This is a genomic window from Desulfosporosinus sp. OT, from assembly GCF_000224515.1.
Classification (GTDB): Bacteria; Bacillota; Desulfitobacteriia; order Desulfitobacteriales; family Desulfitobacteriaceae; genus Desulfosporosinus.
Map to the genome: position 1 here is coordinate 56,430 of NZ_AGAF01000263.1, position 19,456 is coordinate 75,885.

Genomic DNA, 19,456 nt, shown 5'->3' on the forward strand with positions numbered 1-19,456 from the left:
GCTTTTATTCATCAGTCTTTCATTTTAAAATAAATTAAGTAGACATGAAGCAACTCAAATGATATTATTAAGTTGTTAGGTAAAATAAGTAATTTTTACAAGGTTTCCTCTGACGTTAAAGACATACTTGAATTCATTTGCGACTAAACTCAACCATGGATTGAGGACCTTGCGGAACCGCCTAACGCGGTTCTTTTGTTTATTTTTAATAAGAACAATCAAATTTATAGTAAGGGGGAGCTCTATCAAGTAGAAAGGAGAAATGTTCATGAGATTAATCATTGTTTCTAACAGACTGCCGTTGAACGGGGTTCAGAAGGAATGTAAACTCAAATTTGAGCAAAGCGTAGGGGGGCTGGTCTCTGGCTTAAGTGCTTATTTAGATTTGATGAAAAGCACCTCGACCCAGGACGTCGAATATGTCTGGATCGGTTGGCCGGGAATCACAGTGCCGGATAAGATGCAAACGGATGTGAAGCGCGTCTTAAAGGATCTCAACGCTTCTCCTGTATTCTTATCGGCTGAGGCTATGGACAAATTTTATCTAGGTTTTTGCAATAAAATCATTTGGCCCTTGTTCCATTATTTCCCCTCCAATACTGACTATGACAAGGATTACTGGCTCCAATACCGAGAGGTCAACAAGATCTTCAGGGACGCTGTGTTAGAGGTTATCCAACCGGGTGATGTCATCTGGGTACACGATTACCACCTTATGCTCCTGCCGGGCCTGCTCCGGGAGGAACTCCCCCATACTCCTATTGGCTTTTTCCTGCATATTCCCTTTCCATCCTATGAACTCTATCGCCTACTGCCGTCTGAGTGGGGCCAAGAAATCCTGCACGGGCTCCTAGGTGCAAATCTTATTGGCTTCCACACGCATGAATATGCCCAATATTTCTTAAGGTCGGTGCTGCGGATTTTAGGATATGAACATAAACTGGGGCAAATCCTAGCTCAGGATCATGCGGTTAAAGTTGACACCTTTCCCATGGGCATTGATTACCAAAGATATCATTCAAACCCTGCAAGCTCAGGGTTCGGGCAAAACATGAAGGAACTAGAACAACTACTTGACGGATTTAAGGCCGTTCTTTCGGTAGACCGCTTAGACTACAGTAAAGGAATCAGCAACCGTCTACAGGGATACAAGCTGTTTCTGGAGAACAACCCCCAGTGGTGCGAGCAAGTGGTACTGCTCATGATCGTTGTTCCTTCTCGCGTTGGAGTTAAGCATTATCAGCAAATGAAACGACAGATCGATGAACTTGTGGGTGAGATAAATGGTCGTTTCGGCACGCTTAACTGGACACCGATTATTTACCAATATAAGTTCTTGCCGCTTAACTCTCTGCTGGCCATGTACAGACAAAGTGATGTAGCATTAATTACCCCCCTGCGGGATGGCATGAACTTAATTGCTAAAGAATATGTGGCTGCTCGCCCTGATCAAACAGGTGTGCTTATTCTGAGCGAAATGGCTGGAGCTGCCAAAGAATTGGGAGAGGCTCTAATCATCAACCCAAATAACCTTGAAGCTATTGCAGGAGCTTTGCAACAAGCTTTGACAATGCCTGAAGCAGAGCAGAAAAAGCGCAATAAAGTAATGCAACAGCAACTCAAACGTTATGATGTGGTACGCTGGTCAGGCGATTTCATCCAAGAACTGTTGCAGGTGCAGAAAAGCCAATCCCAGACCCTTCCTCTTGACAAACACCAACAGACCTTGTCCACCGTTTTCCATCAGGCCGATAAACGGCTGTTGCTTCTTGACTATGACGGAACGCTGGTTCCGTTTACCGACAGCCCTGACCATGCTAAACCTGATAAGGAACTTCTGGATCTTCTACAGAGTTTGACCGAAACTAATACAGAAGTGGTTATCATTAGTGGCAGGGACAGAGCGATCCTGGAAACTTGGCTCGGCTTCTTAAATATCACCCTCGTGGCTGAGCATGGGGCTTGGCTCAAGAGGCCGGGAGAACCGTGGAGTTTGAGAAAACCTCTGATCAACACCTGGAAACGCAATCTTATGCCAATCCTCGAAATGTATGCTGACAGACTCCCTGGCTCATTTATCGAAGAGAAAGAATTTTCACTGGCTTGGCATTTCCGTCAAGCAAATCCTGAGCTTAGTGCCGCTTGTGCTCGTGAACTAATGGACGAGTTGGTCGCTTTCACTTCTAATATTGATATTCATATTCTCCAAGGCAATAAAGTCATTGAAATTCGCAACTCTGAAGTGACAAAAGGATCAACCGGCCTCTATCTAGCGCTCAAAGACGACTATGATACTATTCTGGCCATTGGAGATGATACTACCGATGAGGACTTGTTTGCCGTCCTCGCCCTCGAACATTCCTGGCCAGGCGTTTTGCCGCCAAAAACGTTTACTATTCGTGTTGGTACAGATAAATCTCAAGCCAGCTATTTCCTGCCTGATTATATGGAAGTAAGGAAAATGCTCCAAGGACTCACCTCGAAAACTGCACAATTGAAGACAATTTAAGAATCAACCTCTGATGATAGGAAGAGAAGCGAACCCTAAATTCCCTTAGGGTTCGCTTCTTAACGTTATCCGACAATGAAAGATCAGTGAATGAGTTTACTCTGTTTTTTGAGGAATGGGGGAATCATTAGAGGGTTTACGGCCGCAGCTTTTTTTGTGCTTAAAACCATGAAATTCGCCTTTGTCAATATCCTGTTGGATTTTTTGTTGACGTTCTTGCATGGCGTTCTTGATTTTTTCGGCTTTAGTTTGATCCAGTACTCCGGCTTCTACTTCCTTATCAACAATCTGCGCTTTAATGGTATACATTTGTTGGGTGAGAGCTTTGATCTCCTTCAATTTAGCTTGATCAACAGCCCCGAAGGCAGGCACGGCGCTTAAAACCAACAAAGCCAAAGCTAAAATACTTACAGCCAGTTTTCTCATTTGCCAGTCCTCCTCATTCATTTATTTGTCGGAAACAATCTTAGAATGCCCAATTAATGTGTTCCTATAACAGGGTTAAACACTTTCAGTATCTTCTTTAGTCGGTTTCTTTTCTTGCTCTATTTGTTCATATTCATTAGCGTAGTTCATTCCCCACTTACACAGGGTATCTAGAATTGGCAGGAGGCTCTTACCGGCTTGAGTTAGAGAATACTCAACTTTGGGCGGTATTTGTGTATAAATAAATCTCTTGACCAATCCACTGTCTTCCAGCTCTCTAAGCTGTTGGGTCAACATTTTAGGCGTCACATTTGGCAAGACTTTCCGCAATTCACTGTACCTTAAGGTCTTATCAGCTAAATGCCAGAGTATTAATGCTTTCCACTTTCCACCTATAAGGGCTAAAGTCAATTCCATTGAACATTGATATTCGTTATTTTTGAATTTGATCATTCGTTTCACTCCTCACTTGATGATAAATATTAACTTAGACGTATAATCTTTTTCATCCTAAGTATGTAATTGCATACTATAGTACGATATAGTACGTACTTGTTAAGTTATATTATATCGATTATTATTATATTACACAATTTCTTGAGCTAAAATATAAGGAGTGAATGAATATGAAGGTTATAGCATTTAATGGAAGTCCGCGGATTAATGGCAATACTGCTCAGAGCCTGAAGATCGTCTTAGCTGAGTTAGAAAAAGAAGGCATTGAAACAGAGATCATCCAATTGGGTGGACGTAAAGTCTTTGGCTGTTTGGCCTGCGGCAAATGTCGAGAAACAAAAGATAATCGGTGTGCACGTAAGGACGACGAAATGAATACTTTCATTCAGAAAATGGAAGAAGCCGATGGAATCATTATCGGTTCACCCACCTATTTCAGCAATGTGAGCACGGAGGTAAAGGCTCTTATCGATCGTTGCGGTTATGTGTCGAAGTCTAATGGAGGTACAATGTTGAAAGGAAAAGTTGGCGCTTCGGTGGTTTCCGTCCGGAGAGCCGGATCAACCTTTACTTACTCTGCCATTAACTTCTTTTTTGGGATTGCGGAAATGATTATTTGCAGTTCGAATTATTGGAATATGACCCTATCCCGTGATCCTGGCGATGTCCAAAATGACGCTGAAGGTATCCAGACTTTCCAAGTCCTTGGAAAAAATATGGCAGAGCTCTTAAAGAAAGTCAACGGTTAATTCTATCAAAAAGCTTCCTTAACAATACCTACCTTTTGCAATAAAACTTGATATCTGGTCAATATCTAATGCATGATCAAAAATTTGACTTCTGAACTTTTCAGGGCTGGAACACATTCAATGTGTCCAGCCTTGTTCTTGACCAGTAGGCAAACTCCACTTCTCTTGTTACAATGAGATAAAACTTCTGAGAGGGGAACCTATCACATCGATGAATATTTTTAAAAAATTTATCAAGTACTATAAACCCCATAGTCTCCTTTTTTATACGGATATGTTTTGCGCAGTGATCGTTTCCATCATTGATCTGGCCTTTCCTCAAATCCTTAGTTATCTGACCAAAAATCTATTTACTCAAGATAAGCCTACAATTCTACATGCTTTAGTATTTGTAGGCATAGCCTTGTTGGTCATGTACATCATAAAGTATTTCTGTCGATACTTTATTATTTCTTGGGGACACATTATGGGCGCTCGAATGGAAAACGAGATGAGGAAAGATCTATTTAATCATTTTCAAAGGTTATCCTTTTCCTATTATGATAAAAACAATACTGGAGAAATGATGTCCAAACTAGTCGCTGACTTGTTTGATATAACTGAGCTTGCTCATCACGGTCCAGAAAATGTCTTTATCTCTGCTCTAAAAATCGTGGGTTCCTTTATTATTTTAATGATGATCAATTTTAAAATGACTTTAATCTTATTGTTCGTCACAATTGTCATGGTGCTCTTTACTATCTATAAAAATATTCGAATGGCACCCATATTTACCGATAACAGGATAAAAATTGCCGCGGTGAATTCCAGCGTGCAGGATAGTCTCTCTGGAATTAGAGTGGTCAAGTCCTTTGCGAATGAAACCGTGGAATGTGAAAAATTCAACAAAAGCAATCAGGCGTTTTTATCTTCTAAAATGGAGACCTACAAAACCATGGGGAATTTTCACGCCTGGAATTCGTTTTTTGAGGGATTGCTTTATGTTGTGGTTATCGTTTCGGGAGGTTTATTTATTGCCGAAGGCTCGTTGAAAATTACCGATCTAGCTGTATATGTCCTCTACATTAACATCTTTATCAATCCGATTGATGTGCTGATTGACTTTACTGAGCAGTTTCAAAAGGGGTACGCTGGATTTAAACGATTTAATGAGGTTTTAGAAACTCAGCCCGATATCATAGATAAAGCGGGGGCTGAACCTCTTTCCAATGTTTTAGGGGAGATTGAATATAAAAATGTATCCTTTCGCTATAACGATGATTACAACGTTTTGGATAATGTAAGTCTAACGATTAAAGCAGGTAAAACGATTGCCTTGGTCGGACCTTCCGGTGGGGGGAAAACTACCCTATGTTCTCTCTTACCGAGATTTTATGACATAACCGCAGGATCGTTGACCATTGATGGTAAGGATATTCGGGATTTTACACTAGAGTCTCTTCGAAACGCAATCGGCATTGTGCAGCAGGATGTCTATCTGTTTGACGGCTCAATTAAAAAAAATATTGCCTACGGTAAGGCCGATGCTACGGACGACGAAATCATACAGGCTGCTCAAAATGCCAATATTCATGAGTTTATTATGTCTCTTGACAAGGGTTATGATACGTTCGTAGGGGAACGAGGAGTCAGGCTCTCCGGTGGTCAAAAGCAACGACTGTCAATCGCCAGGGTGTTTCTAAAAAATCCTCCGATCTTAATCTTGGACGAGGCTACCTCAGCGCTTGATAACGAAAGTGAACAATACATCCAAAAATCACTGGAAACCCTCTCTAAAGACAGAACCACCATCGTGATTGCGCATAGGCTGAGTACAATAAAAAATTCGGACGAAATTATCGTGGTTACTGATGTTGGCATCCAAGAAAGAGGCAGCCACAAACAGCTGATTGAAAACGACGGAATATATGCTCATTACTATAATATGCAATTTGAAGGCTTGGAATAGCTGGCAACAAGGCAAGTACTCTTCAAGGCTTAAGGCAATCGACTGTAACCATGTTTTACTTTCCAAAGATAATACTTCTCAAACATTATTTTGCTAATGTCGCAAACTGGATTCGGTAACACTAGAGAAAATCTACGTGGTTTTAGCAAGCTATCTGCTATACTCAACATTTCCTTATCACCGGCATCCATGATACATAGCTCTGGTATCTTCTCCATGGGCTTTTCTTCGAGCTTATTATTTCCACTTAACAATCTGACAATGTTTTCCGCAGCAGTCTTGGCAGATTCATCGGCAAGATATCCCGTCCTGGGAATGCCAATGGGAACTGGTGTTTTAAACTTTCTGGGCAAATCGGCGGCAATACCAACTCCGAAAATACTCGGGTACTTTTTATGCTGGTAAGCATTGTTAACGGATATGAAAGCATCTTCAGTTCCTAATCCGGTTGAATCCTCGACAACCTGGGCACCTTTAAACATCGGCATAAGCATCGAAAACTTGTAGGGGATGCTTTGCCCTTGTTTAAGTACGATGTTTTCGTTAGAAACTTCTTCAATTTCTGCATTGGTTATGTAGTTTATCCTAAACATGGATAAAAGTTTTTTTAGTAAGAAGTTACTTCCAGTAATTCCTCCTAAACCCAAGTGCCCTAGGAAAGGCTCTGGGGTAATAAAGGTGATTTTAACTTTCTTACGTATACCGAGATCTCGACATCGCTTCTCTAAGTTAAACAGGAATTCGTAAGCAGGCCCAGTACACTGAGATCCTTGCGTTGCACCAATTACGACAGGACCGGGGTCTTTAATAAATTTTAACCAGCGTTTCCTAGTTTCTCGCGCTGTTTCGGGATTAACGATAAAGGACACGTTACTGTCCAAACTTAAACCTGGTATTTGGTCAAAGATCCATTCCGGGCCAGTTGCAATGATCAAATAATCATACTTAAAGTCTTTTTCTCTGCATCGGACAAGCTTCTCTTCCGCTAATACTTCAATGATTTCTGCACAGATAAATTGAACTCTTGCTTTGGCCGTTACGGGTTTTAACGGTACTGTTATATCCTTGAGTTTCCTCTTCCCTAAGGGAATCCAGATTAGCGACGGTACAAACAAAAAATTAGGGGATTTTGAGATCATGATGACCTCGTGTTGATGACCTAATTTCCGCCTTAGTTCTAAAGCACTTGTGAGACCCCCAAAGTTTCCTCCCAACACGATAATTCGAGCCATGGTTTTTCCTCCTTACTTATAAAACCATAAAGCCTTCTCTACGTAATTTCAGCTATTATCTGGGAAACAAACTATCGTCACCCAAGGTTGTGACCAACTTGGCCGTTGTTGCCCCAAACACAACATGATCTACATAACTCAACATTGCTGCTAAAGGTTTTTTACTTTTTCGCACATGTGCTTGAGTACTAATTCCATAAATTCCTTGCCAGGCGATGGATGTTATGCCGATCCCTTTAAGGAGAGAATAGTCACGTCCTGTAGCCGATAATGTGTAGGTCGTGGCAACACCAACTGCGTTTGCCAGTAAGCTATTGGCTATCTTTCCCACTACTTTGCCTTTGGATTTATGGGCATCTTTTTTGGTTACAAACAAGCTTGCAGCCATCTGCTCATATCGAGAATCGGTTAAGCCGAATTCAAACTCTATTTTATTGAGGATTCTGCCTGGGATAGACCCTAGCATACCTGCCACGATTCCTAGAAAAATTCGATCTTTGATTTTGTGCATTAACAATTTCCTCCTCTAGTTAATGGTCTTAGTATGCGAGTTATAAAGTAGATAATTCAATTCCGTTACAATTACCAACAAGATTCTTATAATAGAATAAATACCCAAAAACAAATTTCATCTATTCCTAGATTTATGAATATCAGTGAAGGTTTCAAATATCTTTCCTTTCACCCCGACACAAAAAGGCGCCGATATGCAAAATCGGCACCTTTTATTGGTTAATATTTCCTATCTCTCTTGAGCTTTTACTTTTCGATTAATATGAGTATGCACTATGCACTGCCACAGGAATAGACGACCCGCGTATTGCGAGGATGTTATCTGATAGTTTAACCACATCTTGCCCAATCTCCCGTGATACACTCGGTACATCCCCCGGCATGAATGAGTCTGTTGCGGCACACAGGACATTTATCATGCTCTATTAACCATTGTTCACATGGCTCAACGCAAAATGTCTTTCGGTTGCAATCAGCACATATGTCTTTCACTCTCTCACCTCTCCGTACATATATTTGATTACAAAGGAACTCTTGTTCTGATTATAACCTTACGTAAGACAGATATCAATAATATTTGTTATTCATTCTAGCTACCCAGAAATTTTCCCTGCTCTTAGAAATCGAGAAAAACAAAAGAGCCTTTGCCAAGTTTGATACTGGGCTAGGCTCCACAAGTCACATCTTAGACATCGCAGTCTGAAGTATAGGTAATCCGAAATGGATAAACGCTGCAATAACCGCAATGGTAATGGCCACTTTAAATAGCTTTTTAAGAATAGATACTACAATAAAAATTCCAAAAATTAAAACCACTATTCCCTTTAACCCCAGCCCAGCAAAAAAAGTCAGCATACACTTCTCCCTTCAATTTTTGGTAGAATAAAAAATCATTACTGGAATAATTATGCCAAATACCACGAGCTTTTCACAAAAGCATCTAATGCACTCATTATGACTTTCCACATTTTCCGCCATTTTCCTTCTCAAAGTAAATAATTTATAGGTAAACTACGAAAATCTCTATCGCTATCCCCTAATGACACAGCCCCAGGAATCAGCACATTCCTAGGGCTGTGATTTTATTAGTTAGGATTCATTTTGATATGCCCATCGCTGTATAAAATCCGCTTAGTTGTTCATCTGATCTTCTATGTACTGGAAAACCTTAAGAGTATCAACTGTCACAGGAATAAACGCCCTAAGTCTTTCTAGATACTGTTTTCTTTTGGCTATTGCCAACGCAATCGGAAAGGTCAGATCGAGCAACCAAGACAAGCGGATCAACTTAATATCCACAGAGGTTTTGACAGAGGTATAAGAAATTTGTTTTCCACTTAGAATGCCTTGAACAATTTCCGAGGAATAATTTTCCCCTTCATGATTACGCTCTACAGCAAAATGCGGCGTCCGCAAGGGGTCCTCATAAAAACTAATGACCTGCTCAAAAATGTCTAGTTTATCGGCATCCCGGATGAGCCTGCAAAACATCAAAGTGTCTCCGCTCACGTTTTCATTGATGACGCGTTGATTGTGATTCTTGATGGCTGTAAGAATAATCTCTTTTTCCAAATCACTCACACGGCCCGAAAAGATCTTAGCCCTTTCCAAAACCGAGAGGCCTAATTTCGCATGATCTTCACTCTGGTGATCTTTGAAGGTATGGTACTTTGCATACTGTTCAAAACGTCCAACATCATGAAGAAGCCCAATAACTTCCGCCAGAAACATGTGGTTCGTATCTAGTTGAAGATCCTGTCCAATTGTTAGCACATAATCTCGAACTCTAAGGGAATGTTCTCTTTTATATCTTAGGTTGGCCGCGACTTCTGCATCTTCTGCAGGATAGCTCTTTGAGTAATCTTCAAACCATGCTCTAAAAAAGCAGACATCATCTTGAATCATTTATAAGAACTCCTTAAATCTTCATTATTGGGAACTTAGATTACTAATATTATCCGGTACTACATTAATACAATGCTCCAAATAAATCCATTATTATAAGTTTAGTATCTTGCAGTGTTTTCGTTAATAAAATAGTTAATAGACTCTTCATTTGGCCGATAAGCATCTATTTCCACGAACAACTCATTTATCTTTTTTTAACGAAGACTTAATATTGTTTTTACACACAAGTCATATAATAATATATGGTAGTTGAAAATGGCAAAGAAATTCGTATCTCAGCTCACTTGATAGTTGTACAACTTGAAAGGAGACCTTTAATGCATAGTCTGACATACGGAGAAGTTTCCTTTACAGAAATGGTTTCGATCATAAAAGCTTACACTGCTCAAGACCCAACTATGGAATATGTAATTGCCGTGGGGACCGACAGCCAAAATTTCAGCTATACAAAGGTACCTGTTACTGTAGGTATCCACAAAATAAAAAATAAAGTCGGACAAGGTGGCATTTATTTTTTTGAAATCAAGAAAATAAAAAAGATTAATAACATTCGACAAAAGATATTTTACGAAACAAATTTAAGCATTGAATTAGCTCTTAAACTGAGTACAATTTTTGAAGAAAGTAATATTCTACACGAAATTGAAGTCCATGCAGACGTAGGATATAATGGTCCGACTTCACAATACGTTGCCGAAATTAAAGGTTGGGTAAGAGCTTGCGGATTTCAATGTGTCATTAAGCCAGACTCTTATATGGCATCAAGCGTCGCAAACAGGTTATCGAAATAAGACAAGTTTTCTTTACCGCCCTAGCGAGCTCTACAGAAATCAATAAATTATCTCAAATGTATTTTATTAACAGCTACTGAAATAGAATACTCATGTGAATAATCGCCAGAATTTTACTTTTATACTCTATGGAGGTAATATATGAATCCCAAGGTTGATGACTCTTTGAATAAAGCCAAAAAATGGCTGGAAGAATTCGAGAGATTGAGATTGATCATTCTTGACTGTCATCTGACCGAAGAATCCAAAACTCGAGAGTCGAGGGTTGAAAAATATATGCAGCAAATTCTCAATGGAAGGGATTAAATGATTTTTGTCCTGCCAATTTTACACCTCAAGGATATCTTCGGCGATATGGTACCGTGCTATACGTTTACATAACTTTGGAAACTCCGAATGATTTTATTGCCCAAATCAAACTTATTTCGTTAGTTGTCCAAATTACTCATTTTTGTTCGATTTCCATAACACATTCGCCTTTAATCTTTTCAACCAGGAACTGCAGGGCATCAATAACATGTGGTCTGATGTCGCCGCCTATCAGCACATACATTATGTCATCACCAAGTTCGAGCTGGCCTTCATTAAGCCAAACCCTGACATGGAAGATACCGTCCATTTTATAGGTTTCAGCAATCGCCACATCAACCTTTGCTGCATCATAAGCAAATTCTATTCCCTTCACCATCGAACCGTCATCAATTCCTTGGCGAACCTTGGCTTTGGGCGTTTGACGCACAACGCCATTATGAACTAAAAACATCCCTTCCTGTAAAGCCGCCGGATCAGTTTTTGCTTCTTTGAGCCATTCGTCGATTGATGGCGATGGTTTTTTCATTTTTCCATTAATCATAAACTATAACACTCCTTATCTATTTAGGTAAATACAATGCACGATCATTTCCCATTCATAGTCCTATAGGTATAGCTTTGCCTATAGGACATTGCTTTTTTCCATCTTTTTCTCCATCTTTTTCTCCCTCCATTATTATAGTGCTTCCACGCGCTTTCTCAATGCCAATTTCTTCTGCAAAGATAAAAAATTAAAAGTAATACCTATCATTGCCAAGAAACCAATATAGCCGCATATAGGAAACAAAACTGCCTGTCCTGACCCAAATCCGGCGCCCAAAAGACCCCAATAAATTCCATTGCAATTTGCGGGATTATATATCTTCCATATACAATTTTATTCCTTTCTGAACGTTATTCATGCGTGGGATGGCACATCTTCGCTGTTTGAATGCTGTGGCAGCAACTCCAAAGTGGAACCCCTTACTTCAATAAGTAAGGGGTTCTTGAAGTTCAGGGATTTCGTGGAATTCTTGACAACCACTTAGCTGTTGTTTATTCTTAACATAGAAATCAAAATTTGTCATAAAAAGACATAGGAAGACACGAAACATTTTTATTTGACTGTATATTGCTCAGGAGGCATTTGATGAAAAATAAATATACAATTATACTCATTCCGCCCGATCAATCCTCCACCCACCAGTTTCAGCTTTCCAAACGCGGAAGAAAGTATCTTGGTGCTGGATTGCTCCTATTTGGATTGATAATCATCGGCATATTTGCTCAAAACCTCTATCTGAGTCATTACATAAAGGAACTCCAACCTACTATCGTCCACATTGATCAGCTCCAATCCAAAATTGAAGAACGGGATCAAGAAATCTCGAACTTAACTGAGAAATCTAATCAAGTAACTAAAGATCTAACAGAAATCACAAACTTAGAAGCTAAGCTCTCTACTATTCTAAAAATACATCCGAGCACATTCGCTACACCTCTTAGCCGCAGCACTAACCTTGCCACCCAAAGCTATACTCCATCTACTCCCCAAACTCAAACTTCTGCCTCAAATAGTTCAACTCTAGCTGCTCATATAAGTCTCTTACAAAAGTACTATGAAGCCGCCGTCCAACAAAAAGAGCAGCTCGATCACACTCCAAGTATTCTACCTGTCCAAGGACAAATTAGCTCTTCGTTCGGATATCGTCGAAATCCCTTCGGAGGTTGGTCATCAGAGTTTCATAATGGAATTGACATCGCTTGTAATTACGGGACACCTGTATTAGCTACCGCTGATGGGATCGTCACTTTCGCTGGTTGGAATTCTGTATACGGTCGAAAAATAGAAATTGATCATGGTAATGGAATTATAACATTTTACGGTCACAATTCCCGTCTTCTGGTAAAAAACGGTGATCATATAAAGAAATTTGCTGTCATTGCGTACAGTGGAAATTCGGGACGAAGTACAGGTTCTCACCTTCATTACGGAGCCATTGTTAATGGAAAAAATACCGATTCCTTAACTTTCACAAATCCAACAAAGGAGGAGTAATCCAAATGTTCAAAAAACCTACTACTCATTCCCGAGGTGGGGACAATACATTTATTGCAGCAGAGTGCCAAATAAGTGGTTCCATTACGATTAATGGAAATGCCCGAATTGACGGAAAAATCGAAGGCAGTGTCCTAGCTACAGGTGATTTGGTAATAGGCGCAAGTGCTATTTTAAAGGCGAACATTGAAGCAAATACTGTGAGTATTGCCGGAGAGGTCCACGGAAATATTAAGACGACAGATCTGTTAGAGCTAAATGCTACAGCACGCTTATTTGGCGATATTTGCACTCGACAATTTAAAGTCGATCAAGGTGCCCGTTTTATTGGAACGAGCCAAATTCTTGAAGAAACTAATTCCTCAAACATTCACGAAATTACCACAAAGGATTCGAACTCAACGAATGAGACCAAACTCGTAGCGACGCGCGCCTAAGTCCTTCCCCTCAATTTATTCATCTCACATTAAATAAATATCAAATCCCGCATTGTTGACAACCAGCCTCTCGGATATTAGCTGAGGGGCTGGTTGTTATCTTTCCTCGTCACTATTTTTGTTCAAAATTAAGCCCTGATGCAAAATGAGTTGTTTAGCGTAAATTGACATCTTTTCCTCGCCCTACTATAATAGTTCATATTCGAACTGTTATAGTCTTGAACTAATTCAATGGTTGGAGGTCAATAAACATGGATTATAATGATAATAAAGTTAAGCAAGCTGCAGAAGTAGTCCAATCTTTTGTGGCAATCAGTAAAGCTCTAACTAAATTTACTAAACAAAACGCTGCAAGCCTTGGTCTAACTTTACAACAAATGGGAATCTTAAATACGATCTATTCTTCACCTGAAACAACTCTCAAGGAAATAACAGAAAAGTTACAGCTCTCTAAAAGTACAGTAAGTATTAATGTGGACGATCTTGTCAACTTAGCTCTCGTTGAGCGGAATACCTTTAAAGAAGACCGCAGGGAAATTCACTTGAACTTAACCTCTACAGGTCAAGCACTAGCAAAAAAATCTTGCCAAAACGCACTCTCATATCAGGCCATGATCTTAGCATTAGAAAAACTATCCGAAGAAGATATTCAACTTCTACTTCAAATACATCATGAACTCTTGATCGACTTGCAAAACTGCACGCTTTAATATAAAACCATCTTTGTGTTCCTCTTATATTTTGCTACTTGAACTCCAACGTATTGCCTGCCGCAGCCCAGACAAACACGCCGGGAAATTCAGCCGCTAACTTACTCAACATAGCTAATCCAGTACAGTGATTCGCAGCCAAACAAGCCAAATCAAGTCCTTTGAGATAGTCAATCGTTTGTTGTTGCTGATCCTGAGTTGCAGGGCCTAGATGGGTACCACCAATAATCGCTCTTATTTTGTTCTCGCCCGTCAACCGTTTAGCATGTTCTACGATATTTACTAACCCTGAATGCGCACAGCCTAAAAGGATAACTAATCCCTGGTCTGTCTTATAGAATAAGCTAAAATCATCTGGAAGAGTGTCTTGGATGATTTGCCCGCCCTTCATCTCAACGAGTCTATTATCCAAATGTTCAAATGCTGTTTCACGAGGGATTTCACCACTTAGCCAAAGTCCAGGATTTAGTTCTACGGGTTCTCTATGCCAGTGAAACTCAGCTCCGGCGCTCTCCAGTTGCTCCTTACGAAACGGTACACCAATATATTTGTTCTCATGTTCCTTAAATCCCAGGGCATAGTGCTCTGAAAACAAGTCCGGATGAGCGTAAACCGGAACTCTTCCTCTATACTCCAGAAACTTTAGCAGTCCTCCCGTGTGATCATAGTGCCCGTGACTTAAGATCACTCGGTCAATTCGCCGAAGATCACGACCCAAAATCTGAGCGTTACTAAGAAGGTTTCCCTGTTCCCCTGTATCAAATAATATACACTCATCACCAAAATCCAGGAGCATAGACAACCCCCACTCTGACAAGAGCCCTAACGGAGCCCCTACTGTATTCTCTATCAAGATCGTTACCTTTAACCTTTTCATCGCCATACCTCCTTTACGAACGTTCTCCAGTTGGGCGTTATGTTAATTATTGTAAAAAATTTAGGTTAATTAATAGGCCATTTCACACTTTTTCACGGAATTTTATCTTCGACATACAATAATTGTGTGCCGAAGGAGGTGTTCTAAACATTTCAACCTCAGACCTTAATCTACGTGTTGATACAAGGACGAAAATCGTCGCTGGCCCATTCTTTACAGAGACAACCTTACAGCTAGCAATAGACTGTTTCATCGCTACAAATGTTACCGGCTTGGTGCAGCTGTTAGTGCCAACTTTCAACAAATCCCCCGAATCGTATGAGTGCAAAGAATTCGAGCCACAGAATTCAGACATTGACATCTTAGATACACCACTCCTTAGCAAGAGATCGTCCCCGTCAATTAAAACATATAATACCGTAAATGCTTTAAGGCTGGAACCTCTAGCAGGAATCGGCTCTCCACCTGGAACAGTGAATCTGGTGACTGGGATTACATATATTAACGCAAGTGGGATTGTCATCTCTTATGGGCAAGAATTCATGCTTAGCGTGTGTGAGTCGGGTGCACCTGAATTCGCTTGGAGAGTAGAAAGTTCTGGAGAAACTGGTCTCCCTGTCTATATTGATGGAGCCGGTAACATGATACCCTTTGATACGCCTGGCGGAATCTTTCTTTTCGATGATGGAAGCATGCTTATAGTGACTCGACTTAACCATATACTTAATTTCTCGATACGCTATATTTTAGCGACAAACCTCAATATTCTAGGGTCGGGCTTAACTCAGCAATCGATTCAGGGGTTTGACCCGACTCAGATATCCGTGTTTCTCAATCAAGCAAATCACCTGAAAGTGCAAGATGGGACACTAGCTGATATATTTCCTCAGCGGACCTAGACCACCATACTTTTCCATTTGCTTGCCGTTAGCTTTTGCCACAGTTCAGCATCCGAGGTTCCAAGAACTACTTGTCTGGAATGAGATAGTTGAAGAAGATACTTCAAAACCTCTTCCCAAAAACTTTGTCCGCTACTCAGTTTTCCTACTGAAAAAAGCAACGGTACTTCATTGTTGTCCCGAAGGACTAACTGAGCGATAGCCATACGATAAGCAAAATAATCTCTTTTCCCTTCGATCACAGCTCTCTCTATTGCTCCTTTAGCTGGTGAAGAGGACATTTGACTGAAAATCCACTTTTTTTCTTCTTTAAGTTGCTTACCGTACACGGTTTTCCATTCCTGCCAAGAATCTTCTAATAAGGCCTGCGCGTCATCCAAGGCATCATGCAAGCCTTCATAGGCCATCCACTGCCGTTTAACCGTCTCTATCTTTTTCTCCAGAACAGTCAACGACGGAAATTTGAGGATGCTTTGGAGACTTTGTTCTGCGGTCTCCAGTTGCCGGCGAATTTCCACCTGTTCTTTTTGCCATACTGCTATTTCAACCATCTTTTCTTCATTGAAACGATGGTTTTCACGTTCTAAATCCGCCAAAGGTTCCAAAATCTTAGCGAGATACTCCATATTGCGGTCGCCGAGCAAATTATAGAACTTCTCTGTAAACTGGGTAACTTCCCTCTCCGCCTCATCTTTCGCTCGCAGTTGCCTGGCAACCTTGAGAACGGCAGCTAAGACTTCATCACTGTCTGTTGCCTGGGTCCCCCAATTTCCCAACTTCTCCTGGAGTTGTTTCGCAGATGTTGCCATCTTACTTTCTTCCATCTTCTGCTGTTCTAGTTCAAGCTCTAACTCACCATGCCATAGCTCCAACTGGTGTTTCTTGCGCTGGTGGTCTTCCCACCCGTTCAACCAAGCCGCAAGGTCAGCTACGTTCGCTTTGCTAAAAGCCTGGTCCAGGATCATAGTACGGGAACTTATTATCCTGCGTAGTTTCTCTTCCCAACGAACTTTATCATTCAATCGTTCTAATTCCAGTTGTAATTGTTCTACCCGCTCCCGTTGGTTACGAAATTCCTTAAGTTGACTTGTGAATTCCCGGTAATTTGAAGCATGATAGTTTTGGTAGCGTTTTGCTAAGCGCAGAGAAAACTTTTCGCCAATACTTTTCACACCTAACTGTTCCTGCAGCACCCTATCAAGAAAGTTACCAATTTTTGAGCTTTGCCACTGTGCCAAATACCTTTCGTTTTGCGCCATTTTAATTTCCAAGGCATTTGTTACTCCGGCCATAACTGAAAATCCTTGAAGCCTGGTAATCTCTGCCATGCAGACTTTTTGTAATTCCTCAAATCTGCTTTTCACGACCGTAAAGTTGTCCTGTTCCCGTTCCAGTTCCTGCTGGGCTTTGTGCTTCTCTTCTTCAGCCCGTCGCAACCGCTGAACTTCATTGTCCGACAGTCCCTGATATCCAGACGTTTGTAGAAAATCTTGCGTTTCGTGAATTATTTGTGTCCGCATTTGGACTTCGACAGCTATCCGGCTTACCTGTTCTTGAAGATATGCCCACTCCATGCACTCTTCGCGCAAGCCCTCAATCACGGCCCAGTCTACTTGGGTCTCATGGGTAAGTTCAGTCAACTTTGATTCTGATTCCCTGTAGCGTTCTTCCAGCCTAGCGAGCTCACCTTGGAGTTGACGTAACTCACGGTAGTCCAAGTTTTGACGAAGCACAGTCAAGCGCTCTTGAGTTTTTGCTGCATAAGAAATCCTTTCAGCGAGAATTTTCTCTTTTTCCTGGAAATTTTTTATCTCAATAAGCAACAGCCGTTCCTTTTCTTGTTGGCGGTGTGCTTCTTCCCATTCACGCCGCAGGGAATCATACTCAGCCTTGACCTGCACCATGCTCTCCGTTTGCTCTTTTACCCTCTTTTGTGCCCCTGCAATAGAAGCCCGCACTTTACTCAGCGAGAGGCCAGCGTCTCCTCCTTGCCGCATGTTGCGGACACACCGAGATAAGATAGCAGTTTCATCATTTTCTGGCCATTCCACGACTCCTCCCTGACGGAATGCTCGTAGCTTTACCCCAAATAAATATTCTCCCAGCGTCATCTGTTCTGGCAAGGAAAGTTGCTGTCCAGTTTCATCCTCAATCGCCAGTACTGAGAATCGCTCTTGGCCATCGTCCTGCAGAACCGATTGTCGACAAATATGTAAGCGTTTGTTTTCCCCAGCCATCCACACTTCAACTAAGCCCTTAAACGCTTGAACTTCTGCAACCCAAGGGGTCTTTAAATCATAGTATAGTTCTAGGAGTAAACGACCGAGCATCCTTTGACGATTTCTGTCCTCGGAAAAAAGTAAAACTGGGCCAACAGGAAATGTCAGGTCGAGGTCCCCTAGGCCTCTTAGATTATGGGTTATGATTCGTTCAATCCTCATCGTCTTCCCGTCCCTGCCCCAGCGCTGCTAGCCCTATTTTCTGTACAAGTTCCCAATGCTCGTAATCCTCAGAGCTCTCTGATACATCAAGGCGCTCTTTGATTTTATCGGCAAATAGTTGGGCTAGTATGGGAAAACCATCTCCGTTTGCAGTCTTTCGTCCCACCTTATTAACGGTATCTTGCTCTGATTGAGATGGTCGCCCTTCGGAGGGTAAGACCTCAATGTAACGGAACTTACCCGCCAATAGTTTCTGCAAGGCGGGAAGGGCTGCTTCTACGTCTTCTAAAAATCCAACCAAGTTGAGCCTAAATATATTTTTTTGCCGTTCTTGTGTGCTCGTTTCTGCCAATAGTTTCTCGACAAGAGCTGCCATATCGGGTTCGATAGCCAGTGTCTTTTCAATATAACGACGCTGACCTAATTCCCGAAATTCCAGCCGAACGGACCCTTTTTCAATCTCCCCCAACAGGACACCATGGGGCCCGCTTTCACGAAAACTCCTAGCTTCAGACGAGCCACAATCGGCCCAATACGTTTCTCCCTCTTGCCGGACCTCACTCCAAACATCCCGATGCCCTAAGGCTAAATAATCCAAACCACTCCCGGCAATCTGCTCAGGTAGGATAGAAATTAAGCTTTTATTCTTTACTGAACCTACTTCAGTAGGAAGTAGCATAATCTGAAGCGTTCCATCCCTCGAAGTTTGAAAACCATCAAGAAATGGCTCACCTTGGCAATAAGAGGTGCATCCCGCTCCATAAACCGTGACGTTCAGGAAAGTTTTTACGCTGCTGAGGCCACCTGAGAAGATATGCACATTACTCGGCCATACTGTCAAGCGATAGGCAGATGTCGTAACGAGCGGATCACGTTCTCCAGGAACGATAAAAATTTTTGTTTCCTCTAACTTGGCAAATGATTTAGCCACTCGCTCAACCGTCTCTTTGCGCACATACTCTTGTTCGAACAAATTTCCAGCCAGTAAAAGAAAATCAATTTTTTCCGAACGGCAAAGTGAGAGGACACCTTCAAATGTCTGCCACAGGTCTTGATTTCGTTGGGCAACCCACTCCTCCGGCCCCTCCCATGAAGGGCTGTCCAAGCGAAATCCTGCACAATGTAAAACACGTATACCTGAAGCCATATATATCACCTCCTCATCATTAACTGAAGAGAATATAACTCTACTTTTACCTAGGCATTTCGA

19 protein-coding genes are annotated in these 19,456 nt (G+C 41.3%); 9 read left to right on the plus strand and 10 right to left on the minus strand.

The features are described 5' to 3' along the window. Positions 1–268 precede the first annotated feature (268 nt). Complete coding sequence (locus DOT_RS25435; RefSeq protein ID WP_009624477.1) at positions 269–2,509, plus strand: bifunctional alpha,alpha-trehalose-phosphate synthase (UDP-forming)/trehalose-phosphatase; 2,241 nt, start codon at positions 269–271, stop codon at positions 2,507–2,509. Positions 2,510–2,605: 96 nt separating this feature from the next. Here DOT_RS25435 and DOT_RS25440 read toward each other — a convergent pair whose 3' ends face one another. Further along, positions 2,606–2,935: a DUF2680 domain-containing protein gene (locus DOT_RS25440; protein ID WP_009624478.1), complete on the minus strand. Its 330-nt coding sequence runs from the start codon at positions 2,933–2,935 to the stop codon at positions 2,606–2,608. Between the two features lie 75 nt (positions 2,936–3,010). Next, positions 3,011–3,388 carry a helix-turn-helix domain-containing protein gene (locus DOT_RS25445; protein ID WP_009624479.1) on the minus strand — a complete coding sequence of 126 codons (378 nt, stop codon included), beginning with the start codon at positions 3,386–3,388 and terminating at the stop codon, positions 3,011–3,013. Between the two features lie 173 nt (positions 3,389–3,561). On the opposite strand from DOT_RS25445, the gene DOT_RS25450 reads away from it, so the two are divergent. Then, complete coding sequence (locus tag DOT_RS25450; RefSeq protein ID WP_009624480.1) at positions 3,562–4,140, plus strand: flavodoxin family protein; 579 nt, start codon at positions 3,562–3,564, stop codon at positions 4,138–4,140. 211 nt (positions 4,141–4,351) lie between these two features. After that, entirely contained in the window at positions 4,352–6,088 is a 1,737-nt protein-coding gene (locus DOT_RS25455) for an ABC transporter ATP-binding protein (protein ID WP_009624481.1), read from the plus strand. A gap of 29 nt (positions 6,089–6,117) precedes the next feature. Here the strand turns inward: DOT_RS25455 and DOT_RS25460 are convergent, their stop codons facing one another. The 4 genes from DOT_RS25460 to DOT_RS25475 form a co-directional block, all read right to left on the minus strand. Then, positions 6,118–7,320, minus strand: coding sequence for an FAD-dependent oxidoreductase (locus DOT_RS25460; protein WP_009624482.1), 1,203 nt, complete (start codon positions 7,318–7,320; stop codon positions 6,118–6,120). Positions 7,321–7,375: 55 nt separating this feature from the next. Beyond that, positions 7,376–7,831, minus strand: a complete 456-nt coding sequence (locus tag DOT_RS25465) for a hypothetical protein (protein ID WP_009624483.1) — start codon at positions 7,829–7,831, stop codon at positions 7,376–7,378. Positions 7,832–8,511: 680 nt separating this feature from the next. Further along, complete coding sequence (locus DOT_RS31180; protein ID WP_009624486.1) at positions 8,512–8,688, minus strand: hypothetical protein; 177 nt, start codon at positions 8,686–8,688, stop codon at positions 8,512–8,514. Between the two features lie 276 nt (positions 8,689–8,964). Continuing rightward, complete coding sequence (locus DOT_RS25475; RefSeq protein ID WP_009624487.1) at positions 8,965–9,738, minus strand: HD domain-containing protein; 774 nt, start codon at positions 9,736–9,738, stop codon at positions 8,965–8,967. 320 nt (positions 9,739–10,058) lie between these two features. Here DOT_RS25475 and DOT_RS25480 point away from each other — a divergent pair, with 320 nt between their 5' ends. Together DOT_RS25480 and DOT_RS30870 are read left to right on the plus strand one after the other, a co-directional pair. Continuing rightward, complete coding sequence (locus DOT_RS25480) at positions 10,059–10,532, plus strand: ribonuclease H-like YkuK family protein (protein ID WP_009624488.1); 474 nt, start codon at positions 10,059–10,061, stop codon at positions 10,530–10,532. Between the two features lie 141 nt (positions 10,533–10,673). Next, positions 10,674–10,838, plus strand: a complete 165-nt coding sequence (locus DOT_RS30870; protein ID WP_009624489.1) for a hypothetical protein — start codon at positions 10,674–10,676, stop codon at positions 10,836–10,838. A 139-nt stretch (positions 10,839–10,977) separates the two neighbouring features. On the opposite strand, the gene DOT_RS25485 is transcribed toward DOT_RS30870, so the two are convergent. Next, a complete protein-coding gene (locus DOT_RS25485; RefSeq protein WP_009624490.1) occupies positions 10,978–11,385 on the minus strand; it encodes a molybdenum cofactor biosynthesis protein MoaE in 408 nt (135 codons plus the stop codon). A gap of 588 nt (positions 11,386–11,973) precedes the next feature. Between DOT_RS25485 and DOT_RS25490 the strand changes: the two genes are divergently transcribed. The 3 genes from DOT_RS25490 to DOT_RS25500 all read left to right on the plus strand — a co-directional run bounded on the left by DOT_RS25490 (position 11,974) and on the right by DOT_RS25500 (position 14,029). Next, positions 11,974–12,882, plus strand: coding sequence for a M23 family metallopeptidase (locus DOT_RS25490; protein ID WP_009624492.1), 909 nt, complete (start codon positions 11,974–11,976; stop codon positions 12,880–12,882). Between the two features lie 5 nt (positions 12,883–12,887). Next, on the plus strand, positions 12,888–13,319 hold the full coding sequence (locus DOT_RS25495) for a polymer-forming cytoskeletal protein (protein ID WP_009624493.1): 432 nt from the start codon (positions 12,888–12,890) through the stop codon (positions 13,317–13,319). Between the two features lie 251 nt (positions 13,320–13,570). Beyond that, positions 13,571–14,029 carry a MarR family winged helix-turn-helix transcriptional regulator gene (locus DOT_RS25500; protein ID WP_009624494.1) on the plus strand — a complete coding sequence of 153 codons (459 nt, stop codon included), beginning with the start codon at positions 13,571–13,573 and terminating at the stop codon, positions 14,027–14,029. A gap of 34 nt (positions 14,030–14,063) precedes the next feature. Here the strand turns inward: DOT_RS25500 and DOT_RS25505 are convergent, their stop codons facing one another. Further along, entirely contained in the window at positions 14,064–14,906 is an 843-nt protein-coding gene (locus tag DOT_RS25505; protein WP_009624495.1) for an MBL fold metallo-hydrolase, read from the minus strand. Between the two features lie 122 nt (positions 14,907–15,028). On the opposite strand from DOT_RS25505, the gene DOT_RS25510 reads away from it, so the two are divergent. After that, the gene (locus tag DOT_RS25510; RefSeq protein WP_009624496.1) at positions 15,029–15,805 is read left to right on the plus strand and encodes a hypothetical protein; all 777 of its coding nucleotides are present in this window, start codon (positions 15,029–15,031) and stop codon (positions 15,803–15,805) included. Here the strand turns inward: DOT_RS25510 and DOT_RS25515 are convergent. Then, positions 15,802–18,246: a hypothetical protein gene (locus tag DOT_RS25515; protein ID WP_009624497.1), complete on the minus strand. Its 2,445-nt coding sequence runs from the start codon at positions 18,244–18,246 to the stop codon at positions 15,802–15,804. The genes DOT_RS25510 and DOT_RS25515 overlap by 4 nt on opposite strands. Beyond that, positions 18,236–19,393 (minus strand): hypothetical protein, encoded by a 1,158-nt coding sequence (locus tag DOT_RS25520; protein ID WP_009624498.1) that lies wholly within the window; start codon positions 19,391–19,393, stop codon positions 18,236–18,238. Before DOT_RS25520 ends, DOT_RS25515 begins: the two co-directional genes overlap by 11 nt. Positions 19,394–19,456: the final 63 nt, after the last annotated feature.

Bases quoted from the DNA above. Each gene is read 5' to 3' on its own strand.
- DOT_RS25435 (WP_009624477.1), top strand. From the start codon at position 269: ATGAGATTAATCATTGTTTCTAACAGACTGCCGTTGAACGGGGTTCAG.
- DOT_RS25440 (WP_009624478.1), bottom strand. From the start codon at position 2,935: ATGAGAAAACTGGCTGTAAGTATTTTAGCTTTGGCTTTGTTGGTTTTA.
- DOT_RS25445 (WP_009624479.1), bottom strand. From the start codon at position 3,388: ATGATCAAATTCAAAAATAACGAATATCAATGTTCAATGGAATTGACT.
- DOT_RS25450 (WP_009624480.1), top strand. From the start codon at position 3,562: ATGAAGGTTATAGCATTTAATGGAAGTCCGCGGATTAATGGCAATACT.
- DOT_RS25455 (WP_009624481.1), top strand. From the start codon at position 4,352: ATGAATATTTTTAAAAAATTTATCAAGTACTATAAACCCCATAGTCTC.
- DOT_RS25460 (WP_009624482.1), bottom strand. From the start codon at position 7,320: ATGGCTCGAATTATCGTGTTGGGAGGAAACTTTGGGGGTCTCACAAGT.
- DOT_RS25465 (WP_009624483.1), bottom strand. From the start codon at position 7,831: ATGCACAAAATCAAAGATCGAATTTTTCTAGGAATCGTGGCAGGTATG.
- DOT_RS31180 (WP_009624486.1), bottom strand. From the start codon at position 8,688: ATGCTGACTTTTTTTGCTGGGCTGGGGTTAAAGGGAATAGTGGTTTTA.
- DOT_RS25475 (WP_009624487.1), bottom strand. From the start codon at position 9,738: ATGATTCAAGATGATGTCTGCTTTTTTAGAGCATGGTTTGAAGATTAC.
- DOT_RS25480 (WP_009624488.1), top strand. From the start codon at position 10,059: ATGCATAGTCTGACATACGGAGAAGTTTCCTTTACAGAAATGGTTTCG.
- DOT_RS30870 (WP_009624489.1), top strand. From the start codon at position 10,674: ATGAATCCCAAGGTTGATGACTCTTTGAATAAAGCCAAAAAATGGCTG.
- DOT_RS25485 (WP_009624490.1), bottom strand. From the start codon at position 11,385: ATGATTAATGGAAAAATGAAAAAACCATCGCCATCAATCGACGAATGG.
- DOT_RS25490 (WP_009624492.1), top strand. From the start codon at position 11,974: ATGAAAAATAAATATACAATTATACTCATTCCGCCCGATCAATCCTCC.
- DOT_RS25495 (WP_009624493.1), top strand. From the start codon at position 12,888: ATGTTCAAAAAACCTACTACTCATTCCCGAGGTGGGGACAATACATTT.
- DOT_RS25500 (WP_009624494.1), top strand. From the start codon at position 13,571: ATGGATTATAATGATAATAAAGTTAAGCAAGCTGCAGAAGTAGTCCAA.
- DOT_RS25505 (WP_009624495.1), bottom strand. From the start codon at position 14,906: ATGAAAAGGTTAAAGGTAACGATCTTGATAGAGAATACAGTAGGGGCT.
- DOT_RS25515 (WP_009624497.1), bottom strand. From the start codon at position 18,246: ATGAGGATTGAACGAATCATAACCCATAATCTAAGAGGCCTAGGGGAC.
- DOT_RS25520 (WP_009624498.1), bottom strand. From the start codon at position 19,393: ATGGCTTCAGGTATACGTGTTTTACATTGTGCAGGATTTCGCTTGGAC.